Origin of the sequence: Pseudomonas paraeruginosa (genome assembly GCF_003025345.2) — a bacterium.
Taxonomy (GTDB): Bacteria; Pseudomonadota; Gammaproteobacteria; order Pseudomonadales; family Pseudomonadaceae; genus Pseudomonas; species Pseudomonas paraeruginosa.
In genome coordinates this window covers 930,412-957,227 of the sequence record NZ_CP020560.1, presented here as the reverse complement: position 1 = coordinate 957,227, position 26,816 = coordinate 930,412, and the positions used below count along the sequence as shown (strand labels likewise).

The window sequence follows — 26,816 nt, the reverse complement described above, 5'->3', positions numbered from 1 at the left end:
CCTTGCTGCATGCTCTCGACAAGCGCGACAGCGCATCCTCCCCTAATAAACACAAGAGCCAGGAGATACCACCATGCGTTATGCCCATCCCGGTAGCGAAGGCGCCATCGTTTCCTTCAAGGCCCGCTACGGCAACTACATCGGTGGCGAATTCGTGCCTCCGGTCAAGGGCCAGTACTTCACCAACACCTCGCCGGTGAACGGCCAGCCGATCGCCGAGTTCCCCCGCTCCACCGCCGAGGACATCGACAAGGCCCTCGACGCCGCCCACGCCGCCGCCGACGCCTGGGGCCGCACCTCGGTGCAGGAGCGCTCGAACATCCTGCTGAAGATCGCCGACCGCATCGAACAGAACCTGGAACTGCTCGCCGTCACCGAGACCTGGGACAACGGCAAGGCCGTGCGCGAGACCCTCAACGCCGACATCCCCCTGGCCGCCGACCACTTCCGCTACTTCGCCGGCTGCATCCGCGCCCAGGAAGGCTCCGCCGCCGAGATCAACGACAGCACCGTGGCCTACCACATCCATGAGCCGCTGGGCGTGGTCGGGCAGATCATCCCGTGGAACTTCCCGCTGCTGATGGCCGCCTGGAAGCTGGCCCCGGCGCTGGCCGCCGGCAACTGCGTGGTGCTCAAGCCGGCCGAGCAGACCCCGCTGGGCATCTGCGTGCTGCTGGAACTCATCGGCGACCTGCTGCCGCCGGGCGTGCTCAACGTCGTCCAGGGCTTCGGCAGGGAGGCCGGCGAGGCCCTGGCCACCAGCAAGCGCATCGCCAAGATCGCCTTCACCGGTTCCACCCCGGTCGGCTCGCACATCCTCAAGTGCGCGGCGGAGAACATCATTCCCTCCACCGTCGAGCTGGGCGGCAAGAGCCCGAACATCTATTTCGAAGACATCATGCAGGCCGAGCCGGCGTTCATCGAGAAGGCCGCCGAGGGCCTGGTGCTGGCCTTCTTCAACCAGGGCGAGGTGTGCACCTGCCCGTCCCGCGCGCTGGTCCAGGAGTCGATCTACCCGGCGTTCATGGAAGAAGTGCTGAAGAAGGTCAGGGCGATCAAGCGCGGCGACCCCCTGGACACCGAGACCATGGTCGGCGCCCAGGCCTCGCAGCAGCAGTACGAGAAGATCCTCTCCTACCTCGACATCGCCCAGCAGGAAGGCGCCGAAGTGCTCACCGGCGGCAGCGCCGAGAAGCTCGAAGGCAACCTGGCCAGCGGCTACTACATCCAGCCGACCCTGCTCAAGGGGCACAACGGCATGCGCGTGTTCCAGGAGGAAATCTTCGGCCCGGTGGTCGGCGTCACCACCTTCAAGGACGAGGCGGAAGCCCTGGCCATCGCCAACGACACCGAGTACGGCCTCGGCGCCGGCCTCTGGACCCGCGACATCAACCGCGCCTACCGCATGGGCCGGGGGATCAAGGCCGGCCGCGTGTGGACCAACTGCTACCACCTGTACCCGGCCCACGCCGCGTTCGGCGGCTACAAGAAGTCCGGCGTCGGCCGCGAGACGCACAAGATGATGCTCGACCACTACCAGCAGACCAAGAACCTGCTGGTGAGCTACGACATCAATCCGCTGGGCTTCTTCTAAGACCTCGGATCGGCCGCGACCGCTCTTTCCCGGAGCGGTCGCGGTGGCTCGTGAAACTCGCCGCCGAGGCTGACGGCGGCGCCCCTTCCACCTCCTCGCCAGGCCGATTGCAGAGCGGCTGGCACAGCTATTGCCTGCGTTCACCACGTACAGCACACCACCGGGAAAACCCGGGGTCGATAACAACAAGATGAGGTGAAAACCCATGTCCCTCGAACAAACCGGCCATGCGCCCGCAACCTCCGGGGTCGACTTCGAAAGCGTCGACGCCGACTACTTCCAACACCGTCAACTGAAGAAAGGCGCCGCCGGCTGGGTCCTGCTGGTCGGCCTCGGCGTCGCCTACGTGATCTCCGGCGACTATGCCGGCTGGAACTTCGGCCTGGCCCAGGGTGGCTGGGGCGGGATGTTCCTCGCCACCCTGCTGATGGCCACCATGTACCTGTGCATGTGCTTCTCGCTGGCCGAACTGTCCTCGATGATCCCCACCGCCGGCGGCGGCTACGGTTTCGCCCGCAGCGCCTTCGGTCCCTGGGGCGGCTTCCTCACCGGCACCGCGATCCTCATCGAATACGCCATCGCCCCGGCGGCCATCGCCTGCTTCATCGGCGCCTACTGCGAATCGCTGTTCGGCGTCGGCGGCTGGCTGATCTACCTGGTGTTCTACATGGTGTTCATCGGCATCCACATTCTCGGCGCCGGCGAGGCGCTGAAGCTGATGTTCATCATCACCGCGGTAGCGGCCATAGCCCTCGGCGTGTTCATCGTCGCGATGGTTCCGCACTTCGACCCGGCCAACCTGTTCAACATCCCGCAGACCACGGCGACCGGCGCCAGCAGCTTCCTGCCGTTCGGCTATGTCGGGGTGTGGGCGGCGATCCCCTACGCCATCTGGTTCTTCCTCGCCGTCGAAGGCGTACCGCTGGCCGCCGAGGAGACCGAGAACCCCAAGCGCGACCTGCCGCGCGGCCTGATCGGCGCCATGCTGGTGCTTCTCGCCTTCGCCGCACTGATTCTGGTCGTCGGGCCGGGCGCCGCCGGGGCCAAGGAGCTGATGGGCTCGGGAAATCCGCTGGTGGAGGCGCTGGAGTCGGCCTACAAGGGTTCGACCTGGATGAGCCAGTTCGTCAACCTGGTCGGCCTGGCCGGGCTGATCGCCAGCTTCTTCTCGATCATCTATGCCTACTCGCGGCAGATCTTCGCCCTCTCCCGCGCCGGCTACCTGCCGCGCAGCCTCTCGCTGACCAACCGCAAGAAGGCGCCGGTGCTGGCCCTGGTGGTGCCGGGGGTGATCGGCTTCGGCCTGTCGCTGACCGGCCAGGGCGACCTGCTGATCCTGGTCGCGGTGTTCGGCGCGACCATCTCCTACGTGCTGATGATGGCCGCGCACATCACCCTGCGCGTGCGCCGTCCGGACATGCAGCGCCCCTACCGCACCCCTGGTGGCGTCCTCACCTCCGGCGTGGCCCTGGCGCTGGCCTGCGTCGCGGTGGTCGCCGGCTTCCTGGTCGATCCGCGGGTCGTGGTCGGCGCGGTGGCGATCTACGCTGTACTGATCGGCTACTTCGCCCTGTACAGTCGGCATCATCTGGTGTCCGGCACCCCGGAAGAGGAGTTCGCCGCGATCCAGGCGGCGGAACAGGACCTGCGCTGAGCGACAACGACAAGCAAAGCCCGGCCCGCCGCACGGCGAGGCCGGGCGCTGGAGAAACACATGGCACGATTCACCCATAGCGTCGGCGGCGAGACCTACCGTTTCGACAGCCTCAAGGACGTGATGGCCAAGGCCAGCCCCGCGCGCTCCGGCGATTTCCTCGCCGGCGTCGCGGCGAGCAACGACGGCGAGCGGGTCGCCGCGCAGATGGCCCTGGCCGACATCCCGCTCAAACACTTCCTCGACGAAGCGCTGATCCCCTACGAGGACGACGAGGTCACCCGCCTGATCATCGACACCCACCAGCGCGACGCCTTCGCCCCGGTGTCCCACCTCACCGTCGGCGGCTTTCGCGACTGGCTGCTCGGCGACGCCGCCGACGAGGCCAGCCTGCGCGCCCTGGCTCCGGGCCTGACGCCGGAGATGGCGGCGGCGGTGTCGAAGATCATGCGCGTCCAGGACCTGGTCCTGGTGGCGCAGAAGATCCGCGTGGTCACCCGCTTCCGCAACACCCTCGGCCTGCGCGGCCGGCTCTCCACCCGCCTGCAGCCGAACCACCCGACCGACGACCCGGCCGGTATCGCCGCGAGCATCCTCGACGGTCTGCTGTTCGGCAATGGCGACGCCATGCTCGGGATCAACCCGGCCACCGACAGCATGGCCTCGATCTGCGCCCTGCTGGAGATGCTCGACGCGATCATCCAGCGCTACGAGATTCCCACCCAGGCCTGCGTGCTGACCCACGTCACCAGCTCCATCGAGGCGATCAATCGCGGCGTGCCGCTGGACCTGGTGTTCCAGTCGATCGCCGGCACCGAGGCGGCCAACGCCAGCTTCGGCATCAGCCTGAAGATCCTCCAGGAAGGCTACGAGGCCGGGCTCAGCCAGAAGCGCGGCACCCTCGGCAACAACCTGATGTACTTCGAGACCGGCCAGGGCAGCGCGCTCTCGGCCAACGCCCACCATGGCGTCGATCAGCAGACCTGCGAGACCCGCGCCTACGCAGTGGCGCGCCACTTCAAGCCGTTCCTGGTGAACACCGTGGTCGGCTTCATCGGTCCCGAGTACCTGTACAACGGCAAGCAGATCATCCGCGCCGGCCTGGAAGACCACTTCTGCGGCAAGCTGCTCGGCGTGCCGATGGGCTGCGACATCTGCTACACCAACCACGCCGAGGCCGACCAGGACGACATGGACATGCTCCTGACCCTGCTGGGCGTCGCCGGGATCAACTTCATCATGGGCATTCCCGGCTCCGACGACGTGATGCTCAACTACCAGACCACTTCCTTCCACGACGCCCTCTACGCGCGCCAGACGCTGGGCCTGAAGCCAGCGCCGGAATTCGAGGACTGGTTGCAGCGGATGGGCATCTTCACCCAGGCCGACGGGCGTATCCGCTTCGGTGAGGAACTACCGCCGGCGTTCCGCCAGGCCCTGGCGCAACTGGCCTGAGGAGACGCCGATGAACGACAAGCACCTGCCCGACGCCAACGCCGAGAACCCCTGGCTGCCGCTGCGCCAGCTGACCCCCGCGCGGATCGCCCTGGGCCGCACCGGCACCAGCCTGCCGACCCGCCCGCAACTGGACTTCCAGTACGCCCACGCCCAGGCGCGCGACGCCGTGCACCTGCCCTTCGACCATGCGTCCATCGGCGACGGCCTGCGCCAGCGCGGCCGCGACAGCCTGCTGCTGCACAGCGCCGCCGCCGACCGCCACGTCTACCTGCAACGCCCGGACCTCGGCCGGCGCCTCGACGAGGCCTCGGTGCGTCGCCTGCGCGAGCACGCCGCCGGCTACGACGGGCAGATCGACCTGGCCATCGTGGTCGCCGACGGCCTCTCCGCGCTGGCCGTGCAGCGTCACACCCTGCCCTTCCTCGAACGCCTGGAGGAACAGGCGCTGGCCGAAGGCTGGTCGCTGTCCCCGGTGGTCCTGGTGGAACAGGGACGGGTGGCGGTGGCCGACGAGATCGGCGAACTGCTGCGGGCCAGGATGAGCGTGATCCTGATCGGCGAGCGTCCCGGCCTCAGCTCGCCGGACAGTCTCGGCCTGTACTTCACCTGGGCGCCACGGGTCGGTCTCACCGATGCCTACCGCAACTGCATCTCCAACGTCCGCCTGGAAGGCCTCAGCTACGGCATGGCCGCGCACCGCCTGCTGTACCTCATGCGCGAGGCCTGCCGGCGGCAGCTTTCCGGGGTCAACCTGAAGGATGAAGCCGAGGTCCAGTCGCTGGAAGGCGACGCTCCGCGCACCGGCAACTTCCTCCTGGCAAGGGACTGAGCCCCGGCCGAAGGACGGGCGGGCGCCAGCCGCCCGCTCTTCGCACCATTCGGCCGCTCGCCTGGATTGCGCTTTGCAGGGAGATTGGGCAGCATCGGGACATTGCTGGCATGCAGCCTGCATCGTTCCGACAGCCCCTTCCCGCACCGCGAGGTCCGTCATGCGAATCGTGCAAGCCACCCTCGAACACCTCGACCTGCTGGCGCCGCTGTTCGTCAGGTACCGCGAGTTCTACGGCATGCTGTCCTACCCCGAGTCGTCGCGCAAATTCCTCGAGAAACGCCTGCGCCGCAAGGAGTCGGTGATCTACCTGGCACTGGCCGACGAAGAAGACCGGCTGCTCGGTTTCTGCCAGCTCTATCCGAGCTTTTCCTCGCTGTCGCTCAAGCGCGTATGGATTCTCAACGACATCTACGTCGCCGAGGAAGCGCGCCGGCAACTGGTCGCCGACCACCTGCTGCAGCACGCCAAGCAGATGGCCCGGGACACCCATGCGGTGCGCATGCGGGTGTCCACCAGCGTCGACAACGAGGTGGCGCAGAAGGTCTACGAGTCGATCGGTTTCCGCGAGGACCACGAGTTCAAGAACTACACCCTGCCGATCAGCGACGAACTAAGCTGAAGGCAGAGGTTCTCCCACTACCCGATCGCGTAGCGCAGAGGCAACCATGGGTTCGCGCCCTTCGTCGCACTGGCCCGCAGTCCTGCTCGGCCTGCTCCTGGCCGTGGCCGGCGCGCAGGCCGACACCCTGCGTGTGGCAACCCTCGACTGGGCGCCCTACGTCGGCCCCGACCTGCCGGGGCACGGCCTCGCCAGCCGCATCCTGGCCGAAGCCCTGGCGCTCGACGGGCATCGCGCGGAGCTGGTCTTCCTGCCCTGGCAGCGCGCCCTGAAGGAGACCGCCGAGGGCCGCTTCGACGCCCTGATGCCGGCCTACCTGTCGCCCGAGCGAGGCGAACTGTTCCATGCCACCATTCCCCTGCTCGATTCGCAGCTGGGCTTCTTCCGCCAGCGCGAACGCCTCCTGCCGGTCGACCCGGCGCACCTGGAAAGCCTGCGTCCGTACCGCATCGGCGTGGTCCGCGGCTACGTCAACCGGCAGGACTTCGACGCCGACCGCAGCCTGACCAGGGACACGGTGACCAACGACTGGCAGAACCTCGAGAAGCTCCTGCGCGGGCGTATCGACCTGGCCGTGGTCGATCGCTACACCGGCTACCATCTGCTGGCGCGCAACGTGCCGGCGTTGAAGGACCGCCTGGTGTTCATCGAGCCGCCACTGGAAGTCAAGCCGCTCTATGTGCTGGTGCCGAAGAAACTCGGCCGCGGCGCGGCCCTGGCCGCCAGCCTCGATCGCAACCTGCGCCTGATGCGCCGCAGCGGCCGGCTGGAGCAACTCATCGCCGAAGCGCACCTGGAACGCAGCGGACAGACCCGCACGCTGGCGATCGATCCGCTAACCGGCCAGGCCGACCAGCAGCGCCAGCCCGACCAGGAGCAGGACCAGCAGCACCCCGCCCAAGCCCGGCCGGCGTGGCGGCTGGGCTCGCTGGGGATGCGCTAGCGGCCTCTGCAAGGCCAGCCAGAATTCCGACAACGCCTCGAAGCGCGCCTCCGGCCGCGGCGCCAGCGCCCGCGCCAGGACGCCGTCCCAGCCCACCGGCAGGCCCGCGTGACGCTCGCCCAGCGGCTCGTAGCGGCTGCCGGCGGCGCCCTCCGTGGTGGCGACCGGCGGCCAGCGCCCACTGAGCAGCCAATAGAGCAGCGCCGCCAGGGCGAACTGGTCGGCACGGCCGTCGGCCGCCTCGCCACCGCGCAGTTCCGGTGCCAGTGGCACGATCCCGGCCGGCATGGCCTGGCGCGCCACGCCCGGCAGAATCGCCGCGGCCTCGGGGAGGAACAGCAGGCGTCCGCCCTCGTCCAGCAGGATCTGCCGCGGCGCCAGCCACAGCCCCTGCACACCGCGCCGCTGCAGGGCGCGAACGGCCTCGATCAGTTGTTCCAGCAGGACCAGAGCGCATTCGGGATCCAGCGGCAGGTGCGCCGGCGCCCAGTCTTGCAGGCTACGCACCGGCCACTTCGGCGGGGCGAACAGCTGGTAAGCATGCCGGCGCGGCCGTTGCGACGACAGCACCCGTGGCAGGCTTTCCACCCGGCAACGGCGCAACGCCCACTCACGCTGCCAGAACGCTTCGTCGGCGTCCGTCATCGCGAGCAGCAGCCAGGCCTCACGACCCACCTCGTCGCGGGCGCGGAACAGTCGCCCGGACGGGCCGAATGCACAGGCCGCCTGCAAGGTCCAGCCGTCCAGGCACTCGCCCGGCCGCGCGCTGCGCAGCGCCGGCCAGCCGGCGTGCCGTGGCGCCGGGGGCGCCGCCCCCATGGCCCCCGGCAGGACCAGCGCCACCGCTCCCGGCGCCTGCAGCAAAGGTTGCAGTACCTCGTCCAGGCGCTCCTCGGCCAGCCCGGCGCAGCGCTCGCCGAGGGCGCGCAGGTCGGCCACTTCGAGCAACGGCTGCGGCGCCAGCAACAGCGGCTCGCCTGTCACCTGGGCCAGGTTGTGCTGGACCAGCGCCAGTTCCGCGCTGCTGCCCAGCGCCTGGCCACTGCCGCCCAGGCGCTGCAGGCTGCCCCGGCGATTGCGCAGCAGGCCGACCGCGCCGCACTGGAAGAAGTGCACGCCGCCGTCGTGGACCAGCAGCAACCCCGCCGCCAGTTCCAGCACCCCCGGCTCGCCCTCCCGGCGTCGGCGGTACAGTTGCATGTTCAGCGAGGCGAGCACCTGACGTACCGCCTGCGCTTCCGGCCAGCCCTCGGGAGTGCAGGCGTAGTCGGCGAACAGGCCGTCGAGATGTCCTTCGAGCGCCTGCACCACGTTGGCGCAGCCATGTCCCCAGAGCAGCGCCAGGAGAAACGCCGGCGCCCGCCCGGGGCGCGCCACGAGCCACTCGGCGCGGGCCCGCGCGGCCTGCCCGGCGAGGTCGCGCCCGGCACCCAGCGTGAAGCTGAGCGCTGGCCGGGCATCAGGCTGGAATGTCATGGCGGGTCCTTCCCTGCTAGAAATTTCTCCTGTTCTTGCAGGCTTTATGCCGACCAATTTCGGAAAAATTACCGAAACATCCTGCAATCAGTGGTTTTGCCGGGATCGCGACAAACAACCCCCCGCCCATCCGGACGCCCCCCTATAATGGCGGCCCTCTGCCGCTCAACGCGTTGTCTCCGCAGGTTGCTCAATGGACTTCAACCCAATCGATCTGATCCTTCACCTGGACACCTACCTGGCCATGCTGGTCAGCAATTATGGCGTCTGGATCTACGCCATCCTGTTCCTGGTGATCTTCTGTGAAACCGGCCTGGTGGTGACCCCGTTCCTTCCCGGCGACTCGCTGCTGTTCATTGCCGGCGCCATCTGCGCCACCGGCGGCATGGATCCCTGGCTGCTCGGCGGCCTGCTGATGATCGCGGCGATCACCGGCGACAGCACCAACTATGTGATAGGCAGGACCCTCGGCAAGCGGCTGTTCAGCAACCCCGACTCCAAGGTGTTCCGCCGCGACTACCTCGACCGCACCCACGAGTTCTACGCCCGCCACGGCGGCAAGACCGTGACCCTGGCGCGCTTCCTGCCGATCGTGCGGACCTTCGCGCCCTTCGTCGCCGGCATGGCGAAGATGCATTACCCGCGCTTCGTCATGTTCAGCGTGGCCGGCACCGTGGCCTGGGTCGGTGGCCTGGTGACCCTGGGCTACTTCTTCGGCAACGTGCCCTTCATCAAGAAGAACCTGTCGCTGCTGGTGATCGGCATCATCCTGCTGTCGCTGCTGCCGATGATCCTCGGCTTCATCCGCCATCGCCTGCAGGTCAGCGCCGCCAAGCAGGCCAAGGCCCAGAGCGACTGAACATGTGGTCGTTCCGCGCCTGGCGGCGCCGACGCCTGCTGGCGCGCCACCCGGTGGCGGACGAACTCTGGCGGCAGGTGCGCCGGCACCTGCCGATCCTCGACGGCCTGGACGCCGACGAGGACCGCCGCCTGCGCGAGCGGGCCGTGCTGTTTCTCGCCGACAAGCACCTGACCGCACTCTCCGGCGTCGATCTCGACGACTTCGGCCGCCTGCTGCTGGCGGCGCAGGCGCAACTGCCGCTGCTGCACCTGCCGGACCTGAACTGGTACCAGGGCTTCCATGAACTGGTGCTGTATCCCGACGACTTCGTCAGTCCGCAGAAACACCGCGACGCCAGCGGCGTGGTCCATGAGTTCGACGACGAACGCAGCGGCGAGACGTCCCTGCAAGGGCCGGTGGTCCTGGCCTGGCCCGGCGTCGTCGGCGGGGGCGGCTGGGACGCCTACAACCTGGTGATCCACGAGCTGGCGCACAAGCTGGACATGCTCAACGGCGACGCCAACGGCCTGCCGCCGCTGCATGCCGGCATGCGCATCGGCGACTGGGCGAGCGCCATGCAGGCCGCCTACGACGAGATGAACGCGCTGCTCGACCGCGACCCCGACGCGCAGACCGCCATCGATCCCTACGCGGCGGAAGACCCGGCGGAATTCTTCGCGGTCACCAGCGAGTACTTCTTCAGCGCCCCGGACCTTCTCCACGAGGCCTACCCGGCGGTCTACCAGCAGCTCCAGCTGTTCTACCGCCAGGATCCGCTGCAACGCCTGCGGCGCCTGCAGGCCGAGCACCCGGACTACCGCGAGGCGGCGGGCGGCACGACTAACGGCTGAATGCCGGTACATGGCATCGCCAGGCGAATATGCCTATAATCGCGGCCTCTTTTTTGGCCAGAAACCTCTGGAGTCAACCCATGAGCTACAGCAAGATCCCGGCCGGCAAGGACCTGCCGAACGACATCTACGTCGCTATCGAGATTCCGGCCAACCATGCGCCGATCAAGTACGAGATCGACAAGGACACCGATTGCCTGTTCGTCGACCGCTTCATGGCCACCCCGATGTTCTACCCGGCCAACTACGGCTTCATCCCCAACACCCTGGCCGACGACGGCGACCCGCTGGACGTGCTGGTGGTGACCCCCTATCCGGTGGCGCCGGGCTCGGTGATCCGCGCCCGTCCGGTCGGCGTCCTGCACATGACCGACGAAGCCGGTGGCGACGCCAAGCTGATCGCGGTGCCGCACGACAAGCTGAGCGTCCTATACAAGGACGTGAAGGAATACACCGACCTGCCGGCCCTGCTGCTGGAGCAGATCAAGCACTTCTTCGAGAACTACAAGGATCTGGAGAAGGGCAAGTGGGTCAAGGTCGAAGGCTGGGGCAACGCCGACGCCGCCCGCGCCGAAATCACCAAGGCCGTGGCCGCGTTCCAGAAGTAAGCGCCGCCCAGCCAGAAAAAGCCCCGCACCCGCGGGGCTTTTTCATTTCCGCCGGCGCGACGGGTCACTCCCCGGCCGCCACGCTCTCCAGGCGGTAGCCGTAGCCATAGATGGTCAGCAGTTGCCAGCCACGCTCGGCGGTCAGGCCGAGCTTGTTGCGCAGACGGTAGATGTGGGTGTCCAGCGGTCGCGAGGAAAGCACCTCCTCGTGAGGCCAGAAGCGCTCGTAGAGATATTCCCGCGACAGCGGCCGCCCCAGGTTGGCGAACAGGCAGCGAGCCAGGCGGTATTCGCGCTCGGTCAGGCTGATCGGCGCGCCGGCGCGGGTCACGGTCAGTTCGGCGTCGTCGAAGCTGAGGTCATTGAAGGTCTGCCTCTCGTGCTGCGCCGGTCGCGTCGCCGCGTGGCGACGCAGCACGGCGGCGACCCGCGCCTTCAGTTCGTTGGGGCGGAACGGCTTGCTGACGTAGTCATCGGCGCCGCTGTTCAGCGCCTGCACGATGTCCTGCTCGGCGTCGCGGCTGGTCAGCATGATCGCCGGCGGCGGCGCGTCGAGATGCTCGCGGCTCCAGCGCAGCAACTGCAGGCCGCTGAGGTCCGGCAGCTGCCAGTCGAGGATCAGCAGGTCGAAGGTTTCCCGCTTGAGTTGCTTGAGCAGGTCCTCGCCCCGGGAGAAACGGTGCACCACCCAGGCCTGTTCGCCCTGCGCGGGTATCTGCTGGAGGGTCTGCTCGACCCGGTCCAGTTCGGCCGACTCGTCGTCCAGTATCGCGACACGCATAGAAAGCTGGTCCTGTTCAATCGGGCTATCGCCCTTTTTTCGCTCCAGGAACGGTTGATTACGTACAAATCTGAAGAATTGTGACGAATCTCTCTGGTGGCGACCAGCCCTTGATAGCCTGATTCCAAATAGCCATTAAGCGGGACAGAGAACCCGCGCGCCAGTGCCAGCCTGACTATCAAGGAGTCGTAGCCATGGGTTTCCGGCCAGTTCGCCAACGTTTGCGTGACATCAACCTGCAGGCCTTCGGCAAGTTTTCCTGCCTGGCCCTGATCCTCGGCCTCGAATCGGTCGGCCCGCCGTCCACCACTCCCCTCGCCCCGGTGTTCAACCAGGGCACCAGCAGCCCTTCCTTCGCCGCTCCGCTCGGCCTCGACAACAGCGCGCGGGCAGGCGTGGAACTGTGGAACGTCGGCCTGTCCGGCGCAGTCAGCGTGCGGGACGAGACGCGCTGGGTGTTTTGAATCCTGTGAATCTGAAATTTCGCGAAAGAATCTGAAGAAATATGGCAAATCCCGCAGCAGGCGAAAGCCGCTTGGTAGATTTCCAACCGCTGAGTAGGCCAAGGAGCAAATGGATTGCTCCGACACAGGGACGTGTAAACCCGCCTCGGCGGGCCGTGGGACGAGATCACTCGAACCACAGTCGGGGGCCGGTAACGGACGACCGCCCCAGGCGACCGAGCCAATCCCCCCAGGGCTGGCTTCGACACACGGATGTGTCATCTCCCCTTCCTTATCCGAATCATCCCCTCCCGACATCCGGACGCCTCGTTCCGCGTCCCACCCTGGATCTGAAAAGGACCTCATCATGAAACGATACGGAGCAGAGTTCTTCGGCACCTTCTGGCTGGTACTGGGCGGTTGCGGCAGCGCCGTGCTCGCCGCCGGCGTACCGGAACTGGGAATCGGCTACCTCGGCGTGGCCCTGGCGTTCGGCCTCAGCGTGCTGACCATGGCCTATGCCATCGGGCCGATCTCCGGCGCCCACCTGAACCCGGCGGTATCCATCGGCCTGTGGGTCGGCGGGCGCTTTCCGGCCAGCCAGTTGCTACCCTACATCGTCGCCCAGGTGCTCGGCGGCCTGGCCGCCGGCGGTGTGCTGTACCTGATCGCCAGCGGCAAGGCCGGCTTCGACCTGGCCGCCGGCTTCGCCTCCAACGGCTACGGCGAGCATTCGCCGGGCGGCTATTCGCTGCAGGCCGCGCTGGTCAGCGAAGTGGTGCTCACCGGCATGTTCCTGCTGATCATCCTCGGCGCCACCTCCAAGCGCGCGCCCCAGGGTTTCGCGCCGATCGCCATCGGCCTGACCCTGACCCTGATCCACCTGATCAGCATCCCGGTCACCAACACCTCGGTGAACCCCGCGCGCAGCACCGCGGTCGCCCTGTACGTCGGCGACTGGGCGGTATCCCAGCTGTGGCTGTTCTGGGTCGCGCCGATCCTCGGCGCGGTACTCGGCGCCCTGGCCTATCGCCTGATCGGCGACAAGAACGACTGAACCGAAGCGCCTGGCCCGGTCGCCAGGCGCTGCGGCCGAGGAAACGTCGCGGGAGCCTGCGGGCTCCCGATGTCGTTGCAAGGATTGCGAAACCGCCGCCCGATCAGGCAGATTGCAGCCTGACCGGACCGCCAGCGATACCTTACCCGCCGCCAGTGAAGCCTATGACAGCCCTCGCCTCTACACCCCGTACCTTCCTTCCGGCCTGCGCCGCCCTGGCGCTGGGCGGTCTGTTGGCGCTGCTCGCCAACCCCGTCGCGGCCGTGCCGGCCAAGGCGAAACGGCCGCCGTTCATCGAGCAGGGCGAAACCTGCCTGCCCCAGCCGCTCCCCGCCAGCGTGCTCTATCTCGCCGGCGACGCCTGGAAGCTCGATGCCAAGGGCAACCAGACGCCCCTGGAAGAAGGCATGGACATCGACGACCTGGAAGGTGTGAAAACCTCCCCGACCGCCTTCGTCAGCCTGCTGCTCGGCGACGGCAGCCGCATCGTCCTGCCCTCCAGCTCGGAAGTCACCCTGCACCTGGACGAGGACACCGGCATTCCGCAGATCGCCCTGCGCGCGGGGCAGGTCGAGTCGTATGTCCTGAAGAGAAAGAGCGATCACGACCGCTTCCAGGTGCTGACCCCGGTCGGCGTGCTGGGCGTGCGCGGTACCCATTTCCGCGCCCGCACCGAGGACGGCCAGACGCTGACCGAAGTGCTCGACGGACGCGTCGCGGTGAACCGCGAGCTGACCAGCGACGACCTGCCGCTCAACGGCGGGCGCCCCGCCCGCAAGTCGCCGCAGGCGCGGACCGTCCCCGACGAGGACGTGCTGGTCGATGCGCGCCGCGGGTTGAAGGTCAGGCCGCAGGGCAAGCTGACCCCGGTCGACCTGCTGCCCGCTCCGCAACTGCGCGGCCAGGGCGGCGAGCATGGCGACTCGCCGGTGTGGAAGCTGTACCTCGCGCCGCTGCAGGGCGCCAAGCGCTACCGCGCCCAGGTGGCCAGCGACCCGGACTTCCTGCGCATCCAGCAGGAACGCTTCTCGAGCACCCCGGAGGTCGCCTTCAGCGGCCTGAAGGCGGCCTTCTACCACGTCCGCCTCTCGGCCTTCGACAACGACGGCCTGGAAGGCGAAACCAGCGTCTACGACATCCTCTATTACCCCCGGGGCGGCAGTGCCCGGTAAGGCGCCGGGGCCCCGGCGGTGATTGCGCCTTCCCGGCGGGACGAATCCAGCCAGGCGCAGCGGTTGTTCCGCGGCCTGGTACGCGAATGGCTGCTGGTCAGCCTGGTGCTCCTGCCGCTCACCGCGCTGCTTTCGCTGAGCGCCGGGCTGCCACTGAACAACCTGCTCTATGATCGCCTGCGCAACCTCACGCCCCTGGCGGTCGACCCACGCATCCTCATCGTCGCCATCGACGATCGCAGCCTGGAAAGCCTCGGCCGCTGGCCCTGGCCACGCAGCGTCCACGCCGAACTGCTGGAGCGCCTGAGCGCCGCCGGCGCGCGCAGCGTGCTGCTCGACGTGATCTTCAGCGAACCCTCCGCCGATCCGGACAACGACCGCCAACTGGCGCAGTCGCTGTGCCGGGCCGGCAACGTGCTGCTGCCGCTGCTGCGCGAAAGCGTCCCGCGCTACGGCGAACCGCCCCGGGAGATACCGCCGGCGGCGCAGCTGGCGAGCTGCGCCGCCGGCATCGGCCATATCAACGTGGAGGCCGACAGCGATGGCACGGTGCGCAGCGTCTACCTGCGCGAGGGGCCGCTCGGCCAGCCACGCCCGCTGCTCGCCTGGCAGGTCTTCGCCAGCCTCGGCGAAACGCCGATGCCCGGGCTCGACACGAAGCGCAACCTGCCCGGCTGGCAGCGCGACCACGCGATCCGCATTCCCTTCATCAGCGCCGCCGCGGGCTTCCCCAGCGTGCCCTACGTCAGCGTGCTGCGCGGCGAAGTGCCGGACACCCTGCTGCGCGACCGCCTGGTCCTGGTCGGCGCCACTGCGCCGGGCCTCGGCGATCGCTACGTCACCCCGCTCTCGGCCAGCCTCGGTACCACGCCGGGGGTGGAAATCCAGGCGAACATCCTCAACGGCCTGCTGCAGCAGCGCAGCAGCGTCGACCTGCAACCCTGGCTCGCCGCGCTGCTCTCCGCCGCCAGCGTCGCCCTGCTGCTCGGCCTGATGCTGTTCCGCTCGCGCCACGCCTTGCTCCTCACCCTGACCTGCGCGGCGCTGGCCCTCGGCCTGTCCTGGGTCCTGCTTTTGAACGGCTGGTGGTGGTCGCCACTGGCCAGCCTGGTCGGCCTGCTGCTGGCCTACCTGATCTGGAGCTGGCGCCGGCTGAACGCGGTGCTCGCCTATTTCGGCTGGGAGCTGGCGCGCCTCGACCAGGAGCCCAAGGTGCTTCCCGAACGGAGCCGCGCGCCAGCCGCCGGCAACGATCCCCTGCAGAACCGCATCGCCGCCCTGGAACAGGCGGTCAGCCGCACCCGCGACAGCCGACGCTTCATGGCCGATGGCCTGGAAGGGCTGCCGGTGGCAACGCTGATCTGCGATCCGGAAGGCGGGATCCTGCTGGCCAATCGCAAGGCCCGGGAACTGTTCGGCCGGGACCTGCGCGGCGACGAATTGCGCCAGCGCCTGGCCGAGCTCGGCCACCCGAGTCTCGCCGGCGACAACCCTCCGCCACTGGGGAGCCTCGAAGCGGTGGAGTTCCATGACCGCCACGAACGCGACCTGCGCGTCGAACTGGCGCGCCTGCTGCCGGTGCAAAGCGAAACCGCCATCGGCTGGCTGGTCAGCCTGATCGACCTGAGCGCCGAGCGTGACGCCGAGCGCCAGCGCGCCACCCTGCTGCGCTTCCTCTCCCACGACCTGCGCGCGCCGCACTCGGCGATCCTCGCCCTGCTCGACGTGCGCCGCGCCGAGGGCGAAGCGGGCCAGAGGGTCTACCGGCAGATCGAGCAGCAGGTCCGCCGCGCCCTGGGCCTGACCGACGCCTTCGTGCAACTGGCCAAGGCCGAGTCCGACGCCTACCGCTTCGAACCGTGCATGTTCACCATGCTGGCGATGGACGCCGCCGACCAGCTCTGGCCACTGGCGCAGCAGAAGGACATCGAGCTGCACCGCGATTGGGACGACGAGCAGGAACCGATGGTCTGGGCCGACCCCGGCCTGCTCACCCGCGCGCTGTTCAACCTGCTGGAAAACGCCGTCAAGTACAGCCCGGCGGGTAGTCGCGTCAGCCTTGGCATCCACCTCGATGGCGACGGGCTGTCCTGCCGGATCGCCGACCAGGGCCGGGGCATCGCCGCCGAGGAATTGCCGCGCCTGTTCGGCCAGTACCAGCGCTTCGCCTCCGCCGAAGGCAGCGCCGGCCTCGGCCTGGGCCTGGCCATGGTGAAGACGGTGATAGACCGCCACGGCGGCAGGATCACCTGCGAAAGCCAGGTCGGCCAAGGCACCACGTTCGAGATTCGCCTGCCGCTGCTGAAAAGCGAAGGCTGACTCGCCCCCTGGCGGACCATGAGCGACATCCGCCCAGCCATTGCCGCGCCGTGCGATGCCGCTGCAGGCAGGCAAAGCCCCTCCTTGCCTGCCTTCGACGCTCAACTCGAATGCCTTCATGCCTACGATATCCGGCGATATTGAATTCGACGTTTAACCCGCTTTATCTGCCGAACGCCGGAACAACTTTCATGCATGGGCAAAGTTCGTAGGAAGTTTCCCAAGCGTACAAGTAACTAATCCCAAAAAGAGCGGGCCTAAAAAATTAACCGGCAACTCCCGGTAATCTACCGCGCTCACGCGATCCCCTCCGCATAAAAGGCAAACGGTTCAACCACTGCAGTGAAACCATGATCGACATAGACAGACTGACCAAACGTTTTTCTGGCCGGACGGTAGTGAACGATCTGAGCTTCCGCATTGGCCGGGGGGAGATCGTCGGCCTCCTCGGCCCCAACGGAGCCGGCAAGTCGACCACCCTGAAGATGCTTTCCGGCTTCCTCCCGCCGAGCGCCGGCAGCGTTCGCATCTTCGGCTTCGACATGCAGGACAGGGCGCGCCAGGCGCAGAAGCTGATCGGCTATCTCCCGGAAAACGCCCCCAGCTACGGCGAAATGACCGTCGAAGGCTTCCTCGCCTTCGTCGCTTCCATCCGCAACTACAGCGGCCGGGAAAAACGGCGCCGCCTCGACCACGCCATGCAGTGCATGGAACTGCATGGCGAGCGCCGGAGCGTCATCGAGACCCTGTCCAAGGGCTTCAAGCGCCGCGTAGGGCTGGCCCAGGCGATCCTCCACGATCCCGAACTGCTGTTGCTCGACGAACCCACCGACGGCCTCGACCCGAATCAGAAGCACCAGGTGCGGCAACTGGTGAAGAATCTCTCGGAAAGCAAGATCGTGGTGATTTCCACGCACATCCTCGAGGAAGTCTCCTTCATGTGCAGCCGTGCCCTGGTGATCAGCGGCGGCCGCCTGCTGGCCGACAACACCCCGGGCGAACTGAAGACCCGCAGCCGCTACCACCATGCCGTCAGCCTGACCATCGAAGCACCGGTGGATCCCCTGGCGATCGCGATGCTCCCCGGTGTCGCCGGAATCGAAGGGCGGCCCGACCGGGCCGGCACCCTGACCATCCTGGCCCGCCCCGGCACGCAGATACTGCCCGGACTCAACCACCTGATCCACGGCAAGGGCTGGCGGGTCTCGGGCCTGCGTACCGAGCACGGCCAACTGGAAGAAGTGTTCCGCCAACTGACCCGGGAAAACCCCGCATGACCGCCATCGGCACCATTTTCAGACGCGAGCTGGGCAGCTACTTCGCGACGCCGCTCGCCTATGTATTCACCCTGATCTTCCTGGTCCTCGCCGGCCTCACGACGTTCTACCAGGGGGAGTTCTTCGAACGCGGCCAGGCCGACCTGGTGCCGTTCTTCTCGATCCTGCCGTGGCTATACCTGTTGCTGATACCCGCCCTGTCCATGCGCCTGTGGGCGGAGGAGCGCAAGTCGGGCTCCATCGAGATGCTGATGACCCTGCCGGTCTCCGGTGCCACGGTGGTGGCCGGCAAGTTCCTGGCGGCCTGGTTCTTCTCCGGCCTGGCCTTGCTGCTGACCTTCCCGATGCCGCTGACGGTCAACTACCTGGGTTCCCCGGACAACGGCGCGATCGTCGCCGGCTACCTGGCCGGCTGGCTGCTGGCCGGCGGCTACCTGGCCATCGGCTCCTGCATGTCGGCACTGGCGAAGAACCAGATCATCGCCTTCGCCCTGACCGTCCTGACCTGCCTGCTGTTCGTCGGCAGCGGCGCTGCCGATGTGCAACAGGCACTCGCCGGCTGGCTGCCGCAATGGCTGCTCGACGGAATTGCCTCGCTGAGCGTGCTGGTGCGTTTCGAGGCGCTTGGCCGGGGCGTGCTCGACCTGCGCGACCTGGCCTATTTCCTCAGCCTGATCGTCGCCTGGCTGGCCGCCACCACCATCATCATCGACCTGAAAAAGGCGGCCTAGGAAGCAACCATGAAACGAACCCTGTACTCGGGCGCCGGCCTGTTGCTGGTCGGCCTGCTGTTCCTCGTCTTCAATCTCCTGTCCGGCCTGCTGCTGCGCAACCTGCAGGTCGACCTCACGCAGCAGAAGCTCTACACCTTCAGCGACGGCACCCGGGAGATCCTCGACCAGCTCGACGAACCGCTGAACCTCTACCTGTTCTTTTCGAAAAGCCGCGCCGGTGACCTGGTCGCCCTGCGCAACTACGCCCGCCGTGTCGAGGAAGTGCTGGACCTGTATGTACAGCGCAGCCACGGCAAGATCCGCCTGTTCGTGATCGATCCCCTGCCGTTCTCCGACGACGAGGACCGCGCCTCGCGCTTCGGTCTGCAGGCCCTGCCCCTCGGCCCGAACGAAGAAGGCATCTACTTCGGCCTGGCGGCTACCAACGCCACCGACGGCATCCAGGTGATTCCGTTCTTCTCGCCGGAGGAGGAACCGCTGCTCGAATATGACCTGAGCCGCCTGGTGCAGGCTCTCGCCGAGAGGGAACGCACCGTCGTGGGGCTGATGAGCAGCCTGCCCATGAACGGCCAGGCCGCCACCGACAGCCAGCCGGGCAGCCGGCCGTGGGCGATGATGGACAAGCTCCACCAGCAGTTCGACATCCGTACCCTGGGGCTGGCCACCACGGAAATTCCCGCCGAGATTTCGGTATTGATGCTGGTCCATCCCAGGCAGTTGTCCGAACCGACCCTACGCGCCATCGACCGCTTCGTCCTGCGCGGCGGCAAGCTCCTGGCTTTCGTCGATCCGTTGAGCCTGGCCGACCCTTCCGCCGACAAGGGCTCCGACCTCTCCCCCCTGCTGCGCGCCTGGGGCGTCCAGCTGCGACCGGACACCCTGCTGGCGGATGCCGCGTTCGCCATGATCAGGCCGAACGCCGAGCGGCGGCCGGAACGCAATCCGACCTGGCTGCACCTTCCCGGGCATTCGTTCCCCCAGAACAACGTCCTGACCACCGGGCTGGAAGGACTCAACCTCGCCACCGCCGGCCTGCTCGAACCCCTTGCCGAAGCGTCCACCCGCTTCATCCCGCTGATGTACAGCTCGGAGCGCAGCATGCCGCTGTCGCTGGAGCGCTTCCAGCGGTCCACCACCGACGAACTCAACGCCTCCCTGGCCCCGACCGGCGAGCGCTACGTGCTTGCCGCCAAGCTCGAAGGCCCGGCGAAGAGCGCGTTCGCGCCGGAGCCGGGAAAGCCGGCCGACGGCCCGGCGGAGAGCGCCAACATCCATGTCCTGCTGGTCGCCGACAGCGACCTGCTGAGCGATCCACTCTGGCTGCAGGAACAGGCGGGGCCTGGCGGCCCGCGGGTCTGGGCGGACAACGACCTGTTCGTCGGCAACGCCCTCGACTATCTCTCCGGATCGGACGCGTTGATCGACCTGCGCTCGCGCGGCCATACGAACCGTCCCTTCACCCGCGTGGAGGAGTTGCGTCGCGAAGCCGGGATGCGCGTCCAGGAACAGCTCAACGTCCTGCAGCAAAGCCTGAACGATACCGAGAAGAACCTGCAGGAGCTGCAACAGTCGATGGACGGCGCCGAACAGGACGTCACCCCGGAAATGGAAGCGACCCTGCGGCGTTTCGTCGACGACAAGCTGCGCATCCGCCAGCAACTGCGCCAGCTGCAGTTCCAGCTGAACGCCGACATCGACCGCCTGGCGGAGCAGGTGAAACTGGTCAACACGGTCCTGGTGCCGGCGCTGCTCACATTCCTTCTCCTGCTGCACTGGACCTGGCGCAGACTGCGCCGAAGGAGCGCCTGACATGCGCCTGCGAACCGTAGCGGGCCTTTCCCTCGCCCTCGTCCTGCTCGCCGCCGCCTTCAGCTGGTTGCACGAGCGCCAGCAGCCTCCGGCGCAAGCGCCCGCCAGCCGCGCCTGGCTACCGGAGCTGAAACCGCACCAGGTAACCGCACTGTGCATTGCCACCCCCGGCAAGCCGCCGATTCGCCTCAGGCGCGACGGCAAGGTCTGGAAACTCGCCAGCCGTGCCGACTATCCCGCTTCCGGCGTGGCGATCCGGCAACTGCTACGGACCCTGGCGGACGCCCGCCTGCTGGAAGAAAAGAGCGCCTCTGCGGAAAACCGCGAGCGCATGGGGCTCGCCGACGAAGGCAAGGGCCAGGCCAGCCGTATCACCCTGGAGCGCGGCGACGCCGCTCCCCTGGTGCTGTTGCTGGGCAAGCCCACTCCGCAGGGCGGGCAACTGGTCAGGCAGGGCGAAGACGCCCGTGCCTGGCTGATCGACCGCACGGTGGGCCTGCCCCTTGGCGACCTAGCACTGCTCGATCGAAAGCTCACCGCCTTGCCCTTCGAGCAACTGCGTGAACTGACGTTGTCCTACAGCAACGGCGTGCGGCTGGGCATCTCCCGCAGCAGCGAGCAGGACGCCGGCATCCGTCTGCAGCAGTTTCCCTCCAAGCCGCGGCTGATGGGCGAGGCGGAAGCGGAACAGGCCGCGCGGCTGTTCAGCGCGCTCACCCTGGTGGATGTCGCGCCGGCCGCCGAAACGCGACAGAAGCCGCTGCTCACCTTCACCCTGAAAAGCTTCGCCGGTGGCGTCCTGCAGGGCCAGCTCTTCGAGCTGGGCCGCCAGTACTGGCTGCAACTGTCCAAGAGCAAGGGCTTCGCCGAGGGCCAGGTGGCCGCCCTCCAGGGCTGGCGCTACCGGGTCGAAGGCCTGGCGCCGGACACCGCCCCCGCGCCCAGCCCACCCAAGGCGTCGCCGGTGAAGAAGCGCAAGCCGGCGAAGCCTTCGCCGCCCAAATGCTGAACGTCCCCGCCAGCCGCCGGTCGATGCCCGGCGCAATAGCGCGCTGGGCAGGGCCCGCCGAGTTTGCTAGAGTACCGCCTCCTCCACGGGCCACGGGCTCGTCGATGCAGAATTCCTAAGGCAGGCGCGGCTTATCAGAAGTAAGCCAACCCCACCCCAGAAAAGCCGGCCACAAGCCGGCTTTTTTAATGCCTCTGTCCCGTCCTGAATAAGGTTTACACCTCCCATGCCGATTTTCCGGAGAGCTAGATGGAGCAAGGTGTAAAGCGCACACAGCGAGATTACTCACTGTCTTTTAAATTGGCCGTCGTTGATCAGATCGAAAAAGGCGAACTGACCTACAAGCAGGCCCAGGTGCGGTATGGCATCCAGGGCCGGTCGACGGTTCTGGTATGGTTGCGCAAACATGGTCGGCAGATTGGAGCCAAGAGGCGTCGATTCGGGCCGAGAGGAGTTGCGCGATGTCTGCCCCCAAAACGCTCACTCCAGAGCAGCGGATCAAGAGCTTGAGCAGCAGCTTGAGTTGATGAGCCAGAAGGCTCAGTTCTTCGAGACCGTCGTCGATGTCCTGAAAAATGATTACGGTGTATCGGTCGTAAAAAAGCGATCCGGCAAGTCCTCTCGCAAGGTCAAGTCGCAGGACTGAGCATTGCCAGGGCTTGTCAGTTCCTTGGCATGAGCCGACAGGCTTACTACAAGCGCAATCGAGCTGCTGATAGCAAAGCACGCCAGGCAGATCGGGTTGTCGAATTTGTTCAACAAAAGCGCCGTTTGCTGGTGTTGCCCAAGCGGGCGTATCACAAGACAACACAAAGCTTTCATCGCTTCCACCGCCATCCGAACCTACTCAAGTCAGGCCCGAACCAGATTGTCCCGTCAGGGCCGGAGCATGTTTGGGTGGCGGACATTACTTACCTGCCAGCCAGTAGCGGCCCGCTGTACCTAAGCCTGGTAACGGATGCGTATTCCAGAAAAATTGTTGGTCACCATGTGCATGAAAGCCTGCATGCCAAGTCAGTTGCACAAGCCTTTAGGCAGTCCCTACGCAAACGGCAGCGTCGCCAGTCACTGGTCCACCACTCGGATCGCGGTATTCAATATTGCTCGGCACTTTGACCTGCCCCCAGTTTTAGTACCGCTGCCTAGTTAGTAGGCCCTGGGGTTGATATTAATTTTTCCTGCTTCAGCTGCTGCTGGCGAGTTCGCCAACTTGCAGCAAATTCTGCCGGGGTGAGATTGCCAATCGCGCTGTGCGGTCGGTGTTCGTTGTAATCCCGCCGCCAGGCCGCGATGCGGATTCTCGCTTCGGCCAGCGAACAGAACCAGTGCTCATTGAGGCATTCGTCCCGGAACTTACCGTTGAACGACTCGATGAAGGCATTCTGCGTGGGCTTACCAGGCTGAATCAGCTTCAGCTTGATGTCGCGCTGATAGGCCCATTGATCGAGTGCCTTGCCGGTGAACTCGGGCCCCTGGTCGGTGCGGATCGCTTTCGGGTAGCCGCGAAACCGCGCCATCTCGTCCAGCGCCCGTGTGACGCGAAAGCCGCTGATACCGTGCTTCACCAGGATGCCGACCGACTCCTTGGTGAAGTCATCGACCACCGTCAGGCATTTGATCCGCCGCCCGGTGCTCAGTGCATCGAAGACGAAGTCCATCGACCAGACCTGGTTTGGTGCGCTCGGCAAACTCAGACGTTCGCGCTCCACCGCGACGCCATGGCGGCGGCGCCGCCATTTCACCATCAAGCCGGCAGCGCGGTACAGGCGATAGATCCGCTTGTGGTTGACCTGCACGCCAGCACGCCGCAGCAGGATGTGCAGGCGGCGATAGCCAAAGCGCCGGCGCTCTTGGGCCAGTTCCACCAGTTGGGCTTGCAGCTCGGTGTTTTGCACACTGGCTCGCGGCTGGTAGCGCAACACCGAGCGGGACAGCCCGATCAACTGACAGGCACGACGCTCGGAGATGCCGGTTCGCGCCTGCATCTCCTGCACCGTCTCCCGCCGTGCTGTCGGGCTTACCCTTTTCCCCGGGCGACCACTTTCAGCGACTCGATGTCGAGATGGGCCTCGGCGAGCAACTTCTTCAATCGGCTGTTTTCCAGTTCAAGATCCTTCAACCGTTTGGCGTCCGCCACGGTCATACCGCCAAACTTGGCCCGCCAGGTGTAGAACGAGGCATCACTGAAGCCGTGTCGGCGACACAGTTCCTTCACCGGCACACCGGCCTCCGCCTGCTTGAGGAAGTCGAGAATCTGCTCTTCGGTAAAACGCTTTTTCACTGCCGTCTCCTGCTCGGAAAACGGACTCTACTAAGTTTGACGTGGTACTGAAATCGGGGGCAGGTCAACTGTATCAGTCACTGCATGCACGGCATGGCGTCCAGTGCTCAATGACTGACGGATATGACTGCTACCAGAACGCGCTAGCTGAGCGCATCACCGGAATCCTCAAAACAGAGCTGCTGCTGAGTAGCCCTGAAAATCTGGATCAGGCAAGGAAGATGGTTGCTGAAGCCGTGCAGATCTACAACACAGAGCGGCCTCACATGGCCCTGAAAAACAAAGCGCCCGATGCGGTGCATCGGGCGCTTTGAGACCTATCGGCCTACCTGAGCAGGTGGAAACCTATTTCAGGACTAGACACCCTCACTCACATCAACCTTCGCGCCCGGTCAGCCTTATGCTGGTCGGGCGTTTTTATGTATGCAGGCAAAGATGAAAGCAACGTCGACGCGACTGATCCTCCAAGCACGAACTGCCCTCGGTCGGCAGGCCGACGGTCTCACAGCCGAAGATTGCCGCGAGGGCAACCAGACGTTAGACGTTGGGTATCACGACTCTACGCTCGATGCCCCAGCCGATCCCCAAACGCTTCGCGACCTACTCCTGGCTCAGCTTGCAGCGTACTCGCTGGCGAGCAATTGCTTGTAGCTCTGGACACCGACCAGATGGGACATCAGGGCAGTGGCCTCCAGCCGATGGGTACGCGAAGAAAAGTGGCGAGTGATCAAAGCCTTAAACCTTGGGCTTCACGCCACCCTTGCGGCCGAGGCCGAAACCGACGCGGTACAGGTCAGGCATGTCAATACGTCCATCTTTTTTGGTCTCCAACAAGCCAAGACGCTGCAAATCTTCACGAACACCGTCCCAACCACGATCAACGTGCTGTGCTGGAAGACGCCCAGAGCTGATGCCTTGTGCTCCAGTGGGAAATCTCTCTTCCCATTTCCCCTTCACAGCATCGAATTCAGCAGGTACGTTCATGCCAGTCAATGCAGAAAGAACTTCGGGCACCCAGGGGTAGTCCTCAGCCATCTCCTGCACACGGATTTCCGAAGCTTTTTGGATGCCGCGCTTGATGCTCTCGAAGTGCAAGGCGTAGTCATGCTGTGGATAACGTTCTCTGGAGTCTTCTGCTGCTTGCTGGATTGCCGCGAGAAAGGATCTCGGCGATGTTTGCCCGCGCCCATCGGACAAATGCCCCACCGACCATGAGTAAGGCACGCCACGTCGCCTGTCCCGCCCCATCCATGGACCTGCCAACGTTTCAAAAGCCTTCTTCTGCACCTCAGATTCCAACTTCATCTCTGGAGCGACATGCCATACATCACCCTGCTCGATGCTTTTACAGACACGACGCATCTGTTCGCCTTGTACATCTGGAGCATTGATAAGCCGCTGCCAGAGCAACCCATGCAGATCATGTCTGGCCCACACCAGTTCAGCCTTAGTTGCAGTGAGCTTGGATGCGTCCGGGAAGTTGAAAACCGTACGCTCCGCCTGATCCTCACGCAAAAATACCTTGGCGTATAGCCCGGGGAAGGTTTTCAACCAAAGAACCGTGCGCAACAGGCCCCGCACGATGTCATCCATACGCCGCCAGTCTGAGCTCGTACGATCCAGCGCATCAAAGAGAATCAAACCTTGCCAATCACGTGGACGTTGCATCAGGCGCGCGGCTGCTTCCGGTTGTTTCTTTAGCCAATCGACTGTCTGTTGCCAGTCACTATTCGGAATGCTCTCGCTTTCTTTTTGGGCAACCCAGCGCAGAATCACTGCCCGCCATAAATCGTAGGGATCACCATTCTCGTCAAGGAAAGCGGAAAACACGTCGGCATTCGGATGGTTGTCGATGACCTCTGCATTGCTGAAGCCTGCAAAAACATGGATGCCTTTCAGCTCAGTGGCCACTGCCCCCAGTTGAGCGCGAAGCGATTCGGATTGCAGCGCCGCTGTCCAGAACGATTTACCTACCCCTCGACCTCCCACGACTATATGCGAATCAAGTCTCAATGCCTTGAGATGAGAGGGCGGTAGATACAGAGTCCCGACCTGCGGAGTTTCACCAAAGTTGCTGGTCTCAAGGGGCGCAGCCAAGATGGCTTCGCGCAGTTGTTGAGCTTGCGTCATGACGGTTTCCTCGAATCGGTGGCATCACTGACTCCACCGATCAGCGGCCCAAAGACAGATTGCACTTCTAGAGCGTCAATGGAGGAAAGCCGCCCCTGCAAAGATCGTAGGCCGGCAAAACTGCGGTGCCAGTTCACTGCCCACGGATAATGGGGAGCGCCTTCATCAGCCTCATCAAAATTCCATCCTTCAACAAAGTCTTCGACACGCCACTTCCCGTCTCCATTAGAAGTTGGTCCGATAGCCTCTGGCTTCGCAGGTGCTATCTCGTCATAGAGCGTATCAACAAAAATCCAGTAAGCGCTTTCACGTAAGCCCTCAAGATAAGTCACGCGATCCAGTTCGGGCACAATGGCACCAACAATCTTTAGACGTTCACGGATCGTCTCTGCAACATGGGCTCGTTGCCATTGCTCGAACAGCATCCGATAACCATTCCAAGTCTGCTCACCTTCCAGCGCAAACAGCAGAATCAGATTGGCACCGAGTTCAGTAATGCAAGCCGACGCAATTTCATCAATTCCAGAACGCGAGTCGATAAGGATCACATCAGGTTGGACACGCGCCTCCAAGGCTTGAAGCAAGCGTCCAAGTCGGGCGGACCACATTTCGCGCGTGCCATCTGCATGCAACTTTGGCATCCAGACGCGTCCCATCTTGGCAATGTATTCACCGTGATTAGTGCCATGTGCAGGCACAACATGAATTTCACCGTCATGGGAAAGATTACTAGTGGCCACCATGCTGTCAAAAACGGCATTGCCGTTGTCCACCAGATCCTCAACTAACCAATCGGTGATGCCGTACATTGGTTGGCGATCCGACGGTAATAGAGCGGAAGACAAGCCTGGAGACTCCAAGTCAAGGTCTAGCACCAGCACCCGCTTTCCAGCCTGGGCGAGGCTCCATGCGGTGGCAGCCAAGGCGG

At 65.4% G+C, this 26,816-nt stretch carries 22 protein-coding genes and 3 pseudogenes; 19 read left to right on the top strand and 6 right to left on the bottom strand.

Translation table 11 applies throughout. The features are described from left to right. Nucleotides 1-73: 73 nt before the first annotated feature. From exaC to B7D75_RS04615, 6 genes are all read left to right on the top strand, one after another. Nucleotides 74-1,594 (top strand): acetaldehyde dehydrogenase ExaC, encoded by a 1,521-nt coding sequence (gene exaC / locus B7D75_RS04640; RefSeq protein WP_053813409.1) that lies wholly within the window; start codon nt 74-76, stop codon nt 1,592-1,594. 205 nt (nt 1,595-1,799) lie between these two features. Then, complete coding sequence (eat, locus tag B7D75_RS04635) at nt 1,800-3,248, top strand: ethanolamine permease (protein WP_003155254.1); 1,449 nt, start codon at nt 1,800-1,802, stop codon at nt 3,246-3,248. A 60-nt stretch (nt 3,249-3,308) separates the two neighbouring features. Next, entirely contained in the window at nt 3,309-4,703 is a 1,395-nt protein-coding gene (locus tag B7D75_RS04630; protein ID WP_012074408.1) for an ethanolamine ammonia-lyase subunit EutB, read from the top strand. Between the two features lie 10 nt (nt 4,704-4,713). Then, nucleotides 4,714-5,535, top strand: a complete 822-nt coding sequence (eutC, locus tag B7D75_RS04625; RefSeq protein WP_034081731.1) for an ethanolamine ammonia-lyase subunit EutC — start codon at nt 4,714-4,716, stop codon at nt 5,533-5,535. Nucleotides 5,536-5,695: 160 nt separating this feature from the next. Further along, entirely contained in the window at nt 5,696-6,157 is a 462-nt protein-coding gene (locus B7D75_RS04620; RefSeq protein WP_003156278.1) for a GNAT family N-acetyltransferase, read from the top strand. 46 nt (nt 6,158-6,203) lie between these two features. Then, on the top strand, nt 6,204-7,100 hold the full coding sequence (locus tag B7D75_RS04615; RefSeq protein WP_107113784.1) for a substrate-binding periplasmic protein: 897 nt from the start codon (nt 6,204-6,206) through the stop codon (nt 7,098-7,100). Here the strand turns inward: B7D75_RS04615 and B7D75_RS04610 are convergent. Beyond that, nucleotides 6,993-8,576 carry a serine/threonine-protein kinase gene (locus B7D75_RS04610; protein ID WP_107113783.1) on the bottom strand — a complete coding sequence of 528 codons (1,584 nt, stop codon included), beginning with the start codon at nt 8,574-8,576 and terminating at the stop codon, nt 6,993-6,995. The genes B7D75_RS04615 and B7D75_RS04610 overlap by 108 nt on opposite strands. A 193-nt stretch (nt 8,577-8,769) precedes the next feature. On the opposite strand from B7D75_RS04610, the gene B7D75_RS04605 reads away from it, so the two are divergent. From B7D75_RS04605 to ppa, 3 genes are all read left to right on the top strand, one after another. Next, nucleotides 8,770-9,435, top strand: a complete 666-nt coding sequence (locus B7D75_RS04605) for a DedA family protein (RefSeq protein ID WP_058129391.1) — start codon at nt 8,770-8,772, stop codon at nt 9,433-9,435. Between the two features lie 2 nt (nt 9,436-9,437). Further along, nucleotides 9,438-10,268: a M90 family metallopeptidase gene (locus B7D75_RS04600; RefSeq protein ID WP_053816699.1), complete on the top strand. Its 831-nt coding sequence runs from the start codon at nt 9,438-9,440 to the stop codon at nt 10,266-10,268. Between the two features lie 80 nt (nt 10,269-10,348). After that, entirely contained in the window at nt 10,349-10,876 is a 528-nt protein-coding gene (gene ppa / locus B7D75_RS04595; protein WP_003093248.1) for an inorganic diphosphatase, read from the top strand. 64 nt (nt 10,877-10,940) lie between these two features. Here the strand turns inward: ppa and B7D75_RS04590 are convergent, their stop codons facing one another. After that, entirely contained in the window at nt 10,941-11,657 is a 717-nt protein-coding gene (locus B7D75_RS04590) for a response regulator transcription factor (RefSeq protein ID WP_003150475.1), read from the bottom strand. A gap of 194 nt (nt 11,658-11,851) precedes the next feature. Here B7D75_RS04590 and mucE point away from each other — a divergent pair, with 194 nt between their 5' ends. From mucE to B7D75_RS04545, 9 genes and pseudogenes are all read left to right on the top strand, one after another. After that, a complete protein-coding gene (gene mucE, locus B7D75_RS04585; protein ID WP_107113782.1) occupies nt 11,852-12,121 on the top strand; it encodes a mucoid induction factor MucE in 270 nt (89 codons plus the stop codon). 346 nt (nt 12,122-12,467) lie between these two features. Then, nucleotides 12,468-13,157, top strand: a complete 690-nt coding sequence (aqpZ, locus tag B7D75_RS04580) for an aquaporin Z (RefSeq protein WP_012074400.1) — start codon at nt 12,468-12,470, stop codon at nt 13,155-13,157. Nucleotides 13,158-13,321: 164 nt separating this feature from the next. After that, nucleotides 13,322-14,329 carry a FecR family protein gene (locus B7D75_RS04575; protein ID WP_043101472.1) on the top strand — a complete coding sequence of 336 codons (1,008 nt, stop codon included), beginning with the start codon at nt 13,322-13,324 and terminating at the stop codon, nt 14,327-14,329. Nucleotides 14,330-14,347: 18 nt separating this feature from the next. Beyond that, entirely contained in the window at nt 14,348-16,648 is a 2,301-nt protein-coding gene (locus tag B7D75_RS04570) for a CHASE2 domain-containing protein (RefSeq protein WP_107113781.1), read from the top strand. A 350-nt stretch (nt 16,649-16,998) separates the two neighbouring features. Further along, nucleotides 16,999-17,925 (top strand): ABC transporter ATP-binding protein, encoded by a 927-nt coding sequence (locus tag B7D75_RS04565; protein ID WP_053816696.1) that lies wholly within the window; start codon nt 16,999-17,001, stop codon nt 17,923-17,925. Continuing rightward, nucleotides 17,922-18,656, top strand: coding sequence for an ABC transporter permease (locus B7D75_RS04560; RefSeq protein WP_012074397.1), 735 nt, complete (start codon nt 17,922-17,924; stop codon nt 18,654-18,656). The genes B7D75_RS04565 and B7D75_RS04560 overlap by 4 nt, the downstream gene beginning before the upstream one ends. A 9-nt stretch (nt 18,657-18,665) precedes the next feature. Continuing rightward, complete coding sequence (locus tag B7D75_RS04555) at nt 18,666-20,468, top strand: GldG family protein (RefSeq protein ID WP_034081718.1); 1,803 nt, start codon at nt 18,666-18,668, stop codon at nt 20,466-20,468. A 1-nt stretch (nt 20,469) separates the two neighbouring features. Then, a complete protein-coding gene (locus B7D75_RS04550; RefSeq protein WP_053813401.1) occupies nt 20,470-21,477 on the top strand; it encodes a DUF4340 domain-containing protein in 1,008 nt (335 codons plus the stop codon). Between the two features lie 249 nt (nt 21,478-21,726). Next, nucleotides 21,727-22,590, top strand: a pseudogene (locus B7D75_RS04545) (DDE-type integrase/transposase/recombinase); the annotation flags it as partial. 29 nt (nt 22,591-22,619) lie between these two features. On the opposite strand, the gene B7D75_RS04540 reads toward B7D75_RS04545, so the two are convergent. Next, nucleotides 22,620-23,758, bottom strand: a protein-coding gene (locus B7D75_RS04540) for an IS3-like element ISPa32 family transposase (RefSeq protein WP_107113780.1) whose coding sequence is annotated in 2 segments (ribosomal slippage) — nt 22,620-23,509 and nt 23,509-23,758 — 1,140 coding nt in all. Because the reading frame shifts where the segments join, the coding sequence is not laid out codon by codon here. A gap of 68 nt (nt 23,759-23,826) precedes the next feature. Between B7D75_RS04540 and B7D75_RS04535 the strand changes: the two are divergent. Beyond that, nucleotides 23,827-24,072, top strand: a pseudogene (locus tag B7D75_RS04535) (integrase core domain-containing protein); the annotation flags it as partial. A 133-nt stretch (nt 24,073-24,205) separates the two neighbouring features. Here the strand turns inward: B7D75_RS04535 and B7D75_RS30070 are convergent. The 3 genes and pseudogenes from B7D75_RS30070 to B7D75_RS04520 form a co-directional block, all read right to left on the bottom strand. Next, nucleotides 24,206-24,400, bottom strand: a pseudogene (locus B7D75_RS30070) (helix-turn-helix domain-containing protein); the annotation flags it as partial. A 93-nt stretch (nt 24,401-24,493) separates the two neighbouring features. Beyond that, nucleotides 24,494-25,888 carry a hypothetical protein gene (locus B7D75_RS04525; RefSeq protein ID WP_107113779.1) on the bottom strand — a complete coding sequence of 465 codons (1,395 nt, stop codon included), beginning with the start codon at nt 25,886-25,888 and terminating at the stop codon, nt 24,494-24,496. After that, on the bottom strand, nt 25,885-26,811 hold the full coding sequence (locus B7D75_RS04520) for a ParA family protein (RefSeq protein WP_239481363.1): 927 nt from the start codon (nt 26,809-26,811) through the stop codon (nt 25,885-25,887). Before B7D75_RS04520 ends, B7D75_RS04525 begins: the two co-directional genes overlap by 4 nt. Nucleotides 26,812-26,816: the final 5 nt, after the last annotated feature.

Excerpts from the sequence above, each read along its gene's own strand:
- exaC (WP_053813409.1), top strand. The coding sequence starts at position 74 with ATGCGTTATGCCCATCCCGGTAGCGAAGGCGCCATCGTTTCCTTCAAG.
- eat (WP_003155254.1), top strand. The coding sequence starts at position 1,800 with ATGTCCCTCGAACAAACCGGCCATGCGCCCGCAACCTCCGGGGTCGAC.
- B7D75_RS04630 (WP_012074408.1), top strand. The coding sequence starts at position 3,309 with ATGGCACGATTCACCCATAGCGTCGGCGGCGAGACCTACCGTTTCGAC.
- eutC (WP_034081731.1), top strand. The coding sequence starts at position 4,714 with ATGAACGACAAGCACCTGCCCGACGCCAACGCCGAGAACCCCTGGCTG.
- B7D75_RS04620 (WP_003156278.1), top strand. The coding sequence starts at position 5,696 with ATGCGAATCGTGCAAGCCACCCTCGAACACCTCGACCTGCTGGCGCCG.
- B7D75_RS04615 (WP_107113784.1), top strand. The coding sequence starts at position 6,204 with ATGGGTTCGCGCCCTTCGTCGCACTGGCCCGCAGTCCTGCTCGGCCTG.
- B7D75_RS04610 (WP_107113783.1), bottom strand. The coding sequence starts at position 8,576 with ATGACATTCCAGCCTGATGCCCGGCCAGCGCTCAGCTTCACGCTGGGT.
- B7D75_RS04605 (WP_058129391.1), top strand. The coding sequence starts at position 8,770 with ATGGACTTCAACCCAATCGATCTGATCCTTCACCTGGACACCTACCTG.
- B7D75_RS04600 (WP_053816699.1), top strand. The coding sequence starts at position 9,438 with ATGTGGTCGTTCCGCGCCTGGCGGCGCCGACGCCTGCTGGCGCGCCAC.
- ppa (WP_003093248.1), top strand. The coding sequence starts at position 10,349 with ATGAGCTACAGCAAGATCCCGGCCGGCAAGGACCTGCCGAACGACATC.
- B7D75_RS04590 (WP_003150475.1), bottom strand. The coding sequence starts at position 11,657 with ATGCGTGTCGCGATACTGGACGACGAGTCGGCCGAACTGGACCGGGTC.
- mucE (WP_107113782.1), top strand. The coding sequence starts at position 11,852 with ATGGGTTTCCGGCCAGTTCGCCAACGTTTGCGTGACATCAACCTGCAG.
- aqpZ (WP_012074400.1), top strand. The coding sequence starts at position 12,468 with ATGAAACGATACGGAGCAGAGTTCTTCGGCACCTTCTGGCTGGTACTG.
- B7D75_RS04575 (WP_043101472.1), top strand. The coding sequence starts at position 13,322 with ATGACAGCCCTCGCCTCTACACCCCGTACCTTCCTTCCGGCCTGCGCC.
- B7D75_RS04565 (WP_053816696.1), top strand. The coding sequence starts at position 16,999 with ATGATCGACATAGACAGACTGACCAAACGTTTTTCTGGCCGGACGGTA.
- B7D75_RS04560 (WP_012074397.1), top strand. The coding sequence starts at position 17,922 with ATGACCGCCATCGGCACCATTTTCAGACGCGAGCTGGGCAGCTACTTC.
- B7D75_RS04555 (WP_034081718.1), top strand. The coding sequence starts at position 18,666 with ATGAAACGAACCCTGTACTCGGGCGCCGGCCTGTTGCTGGTCGGCCTG.
- B7D75_RS04550 (WP_053813401.1), top strand. The coding sequence starts at position 20,470 with ATGCGCCTGCGAACCGTAGCGGGCCTTTCCCTCGCCCTCGTCCTGCTC.
- B7D75_RS04525 (WP_107113779.1), bottom strand. The coding sequence starts at position 25,888 with ATGACGCAAGCTCAACAACTGCGCGAAGCCATCTTGGCTGCGCCCCTT.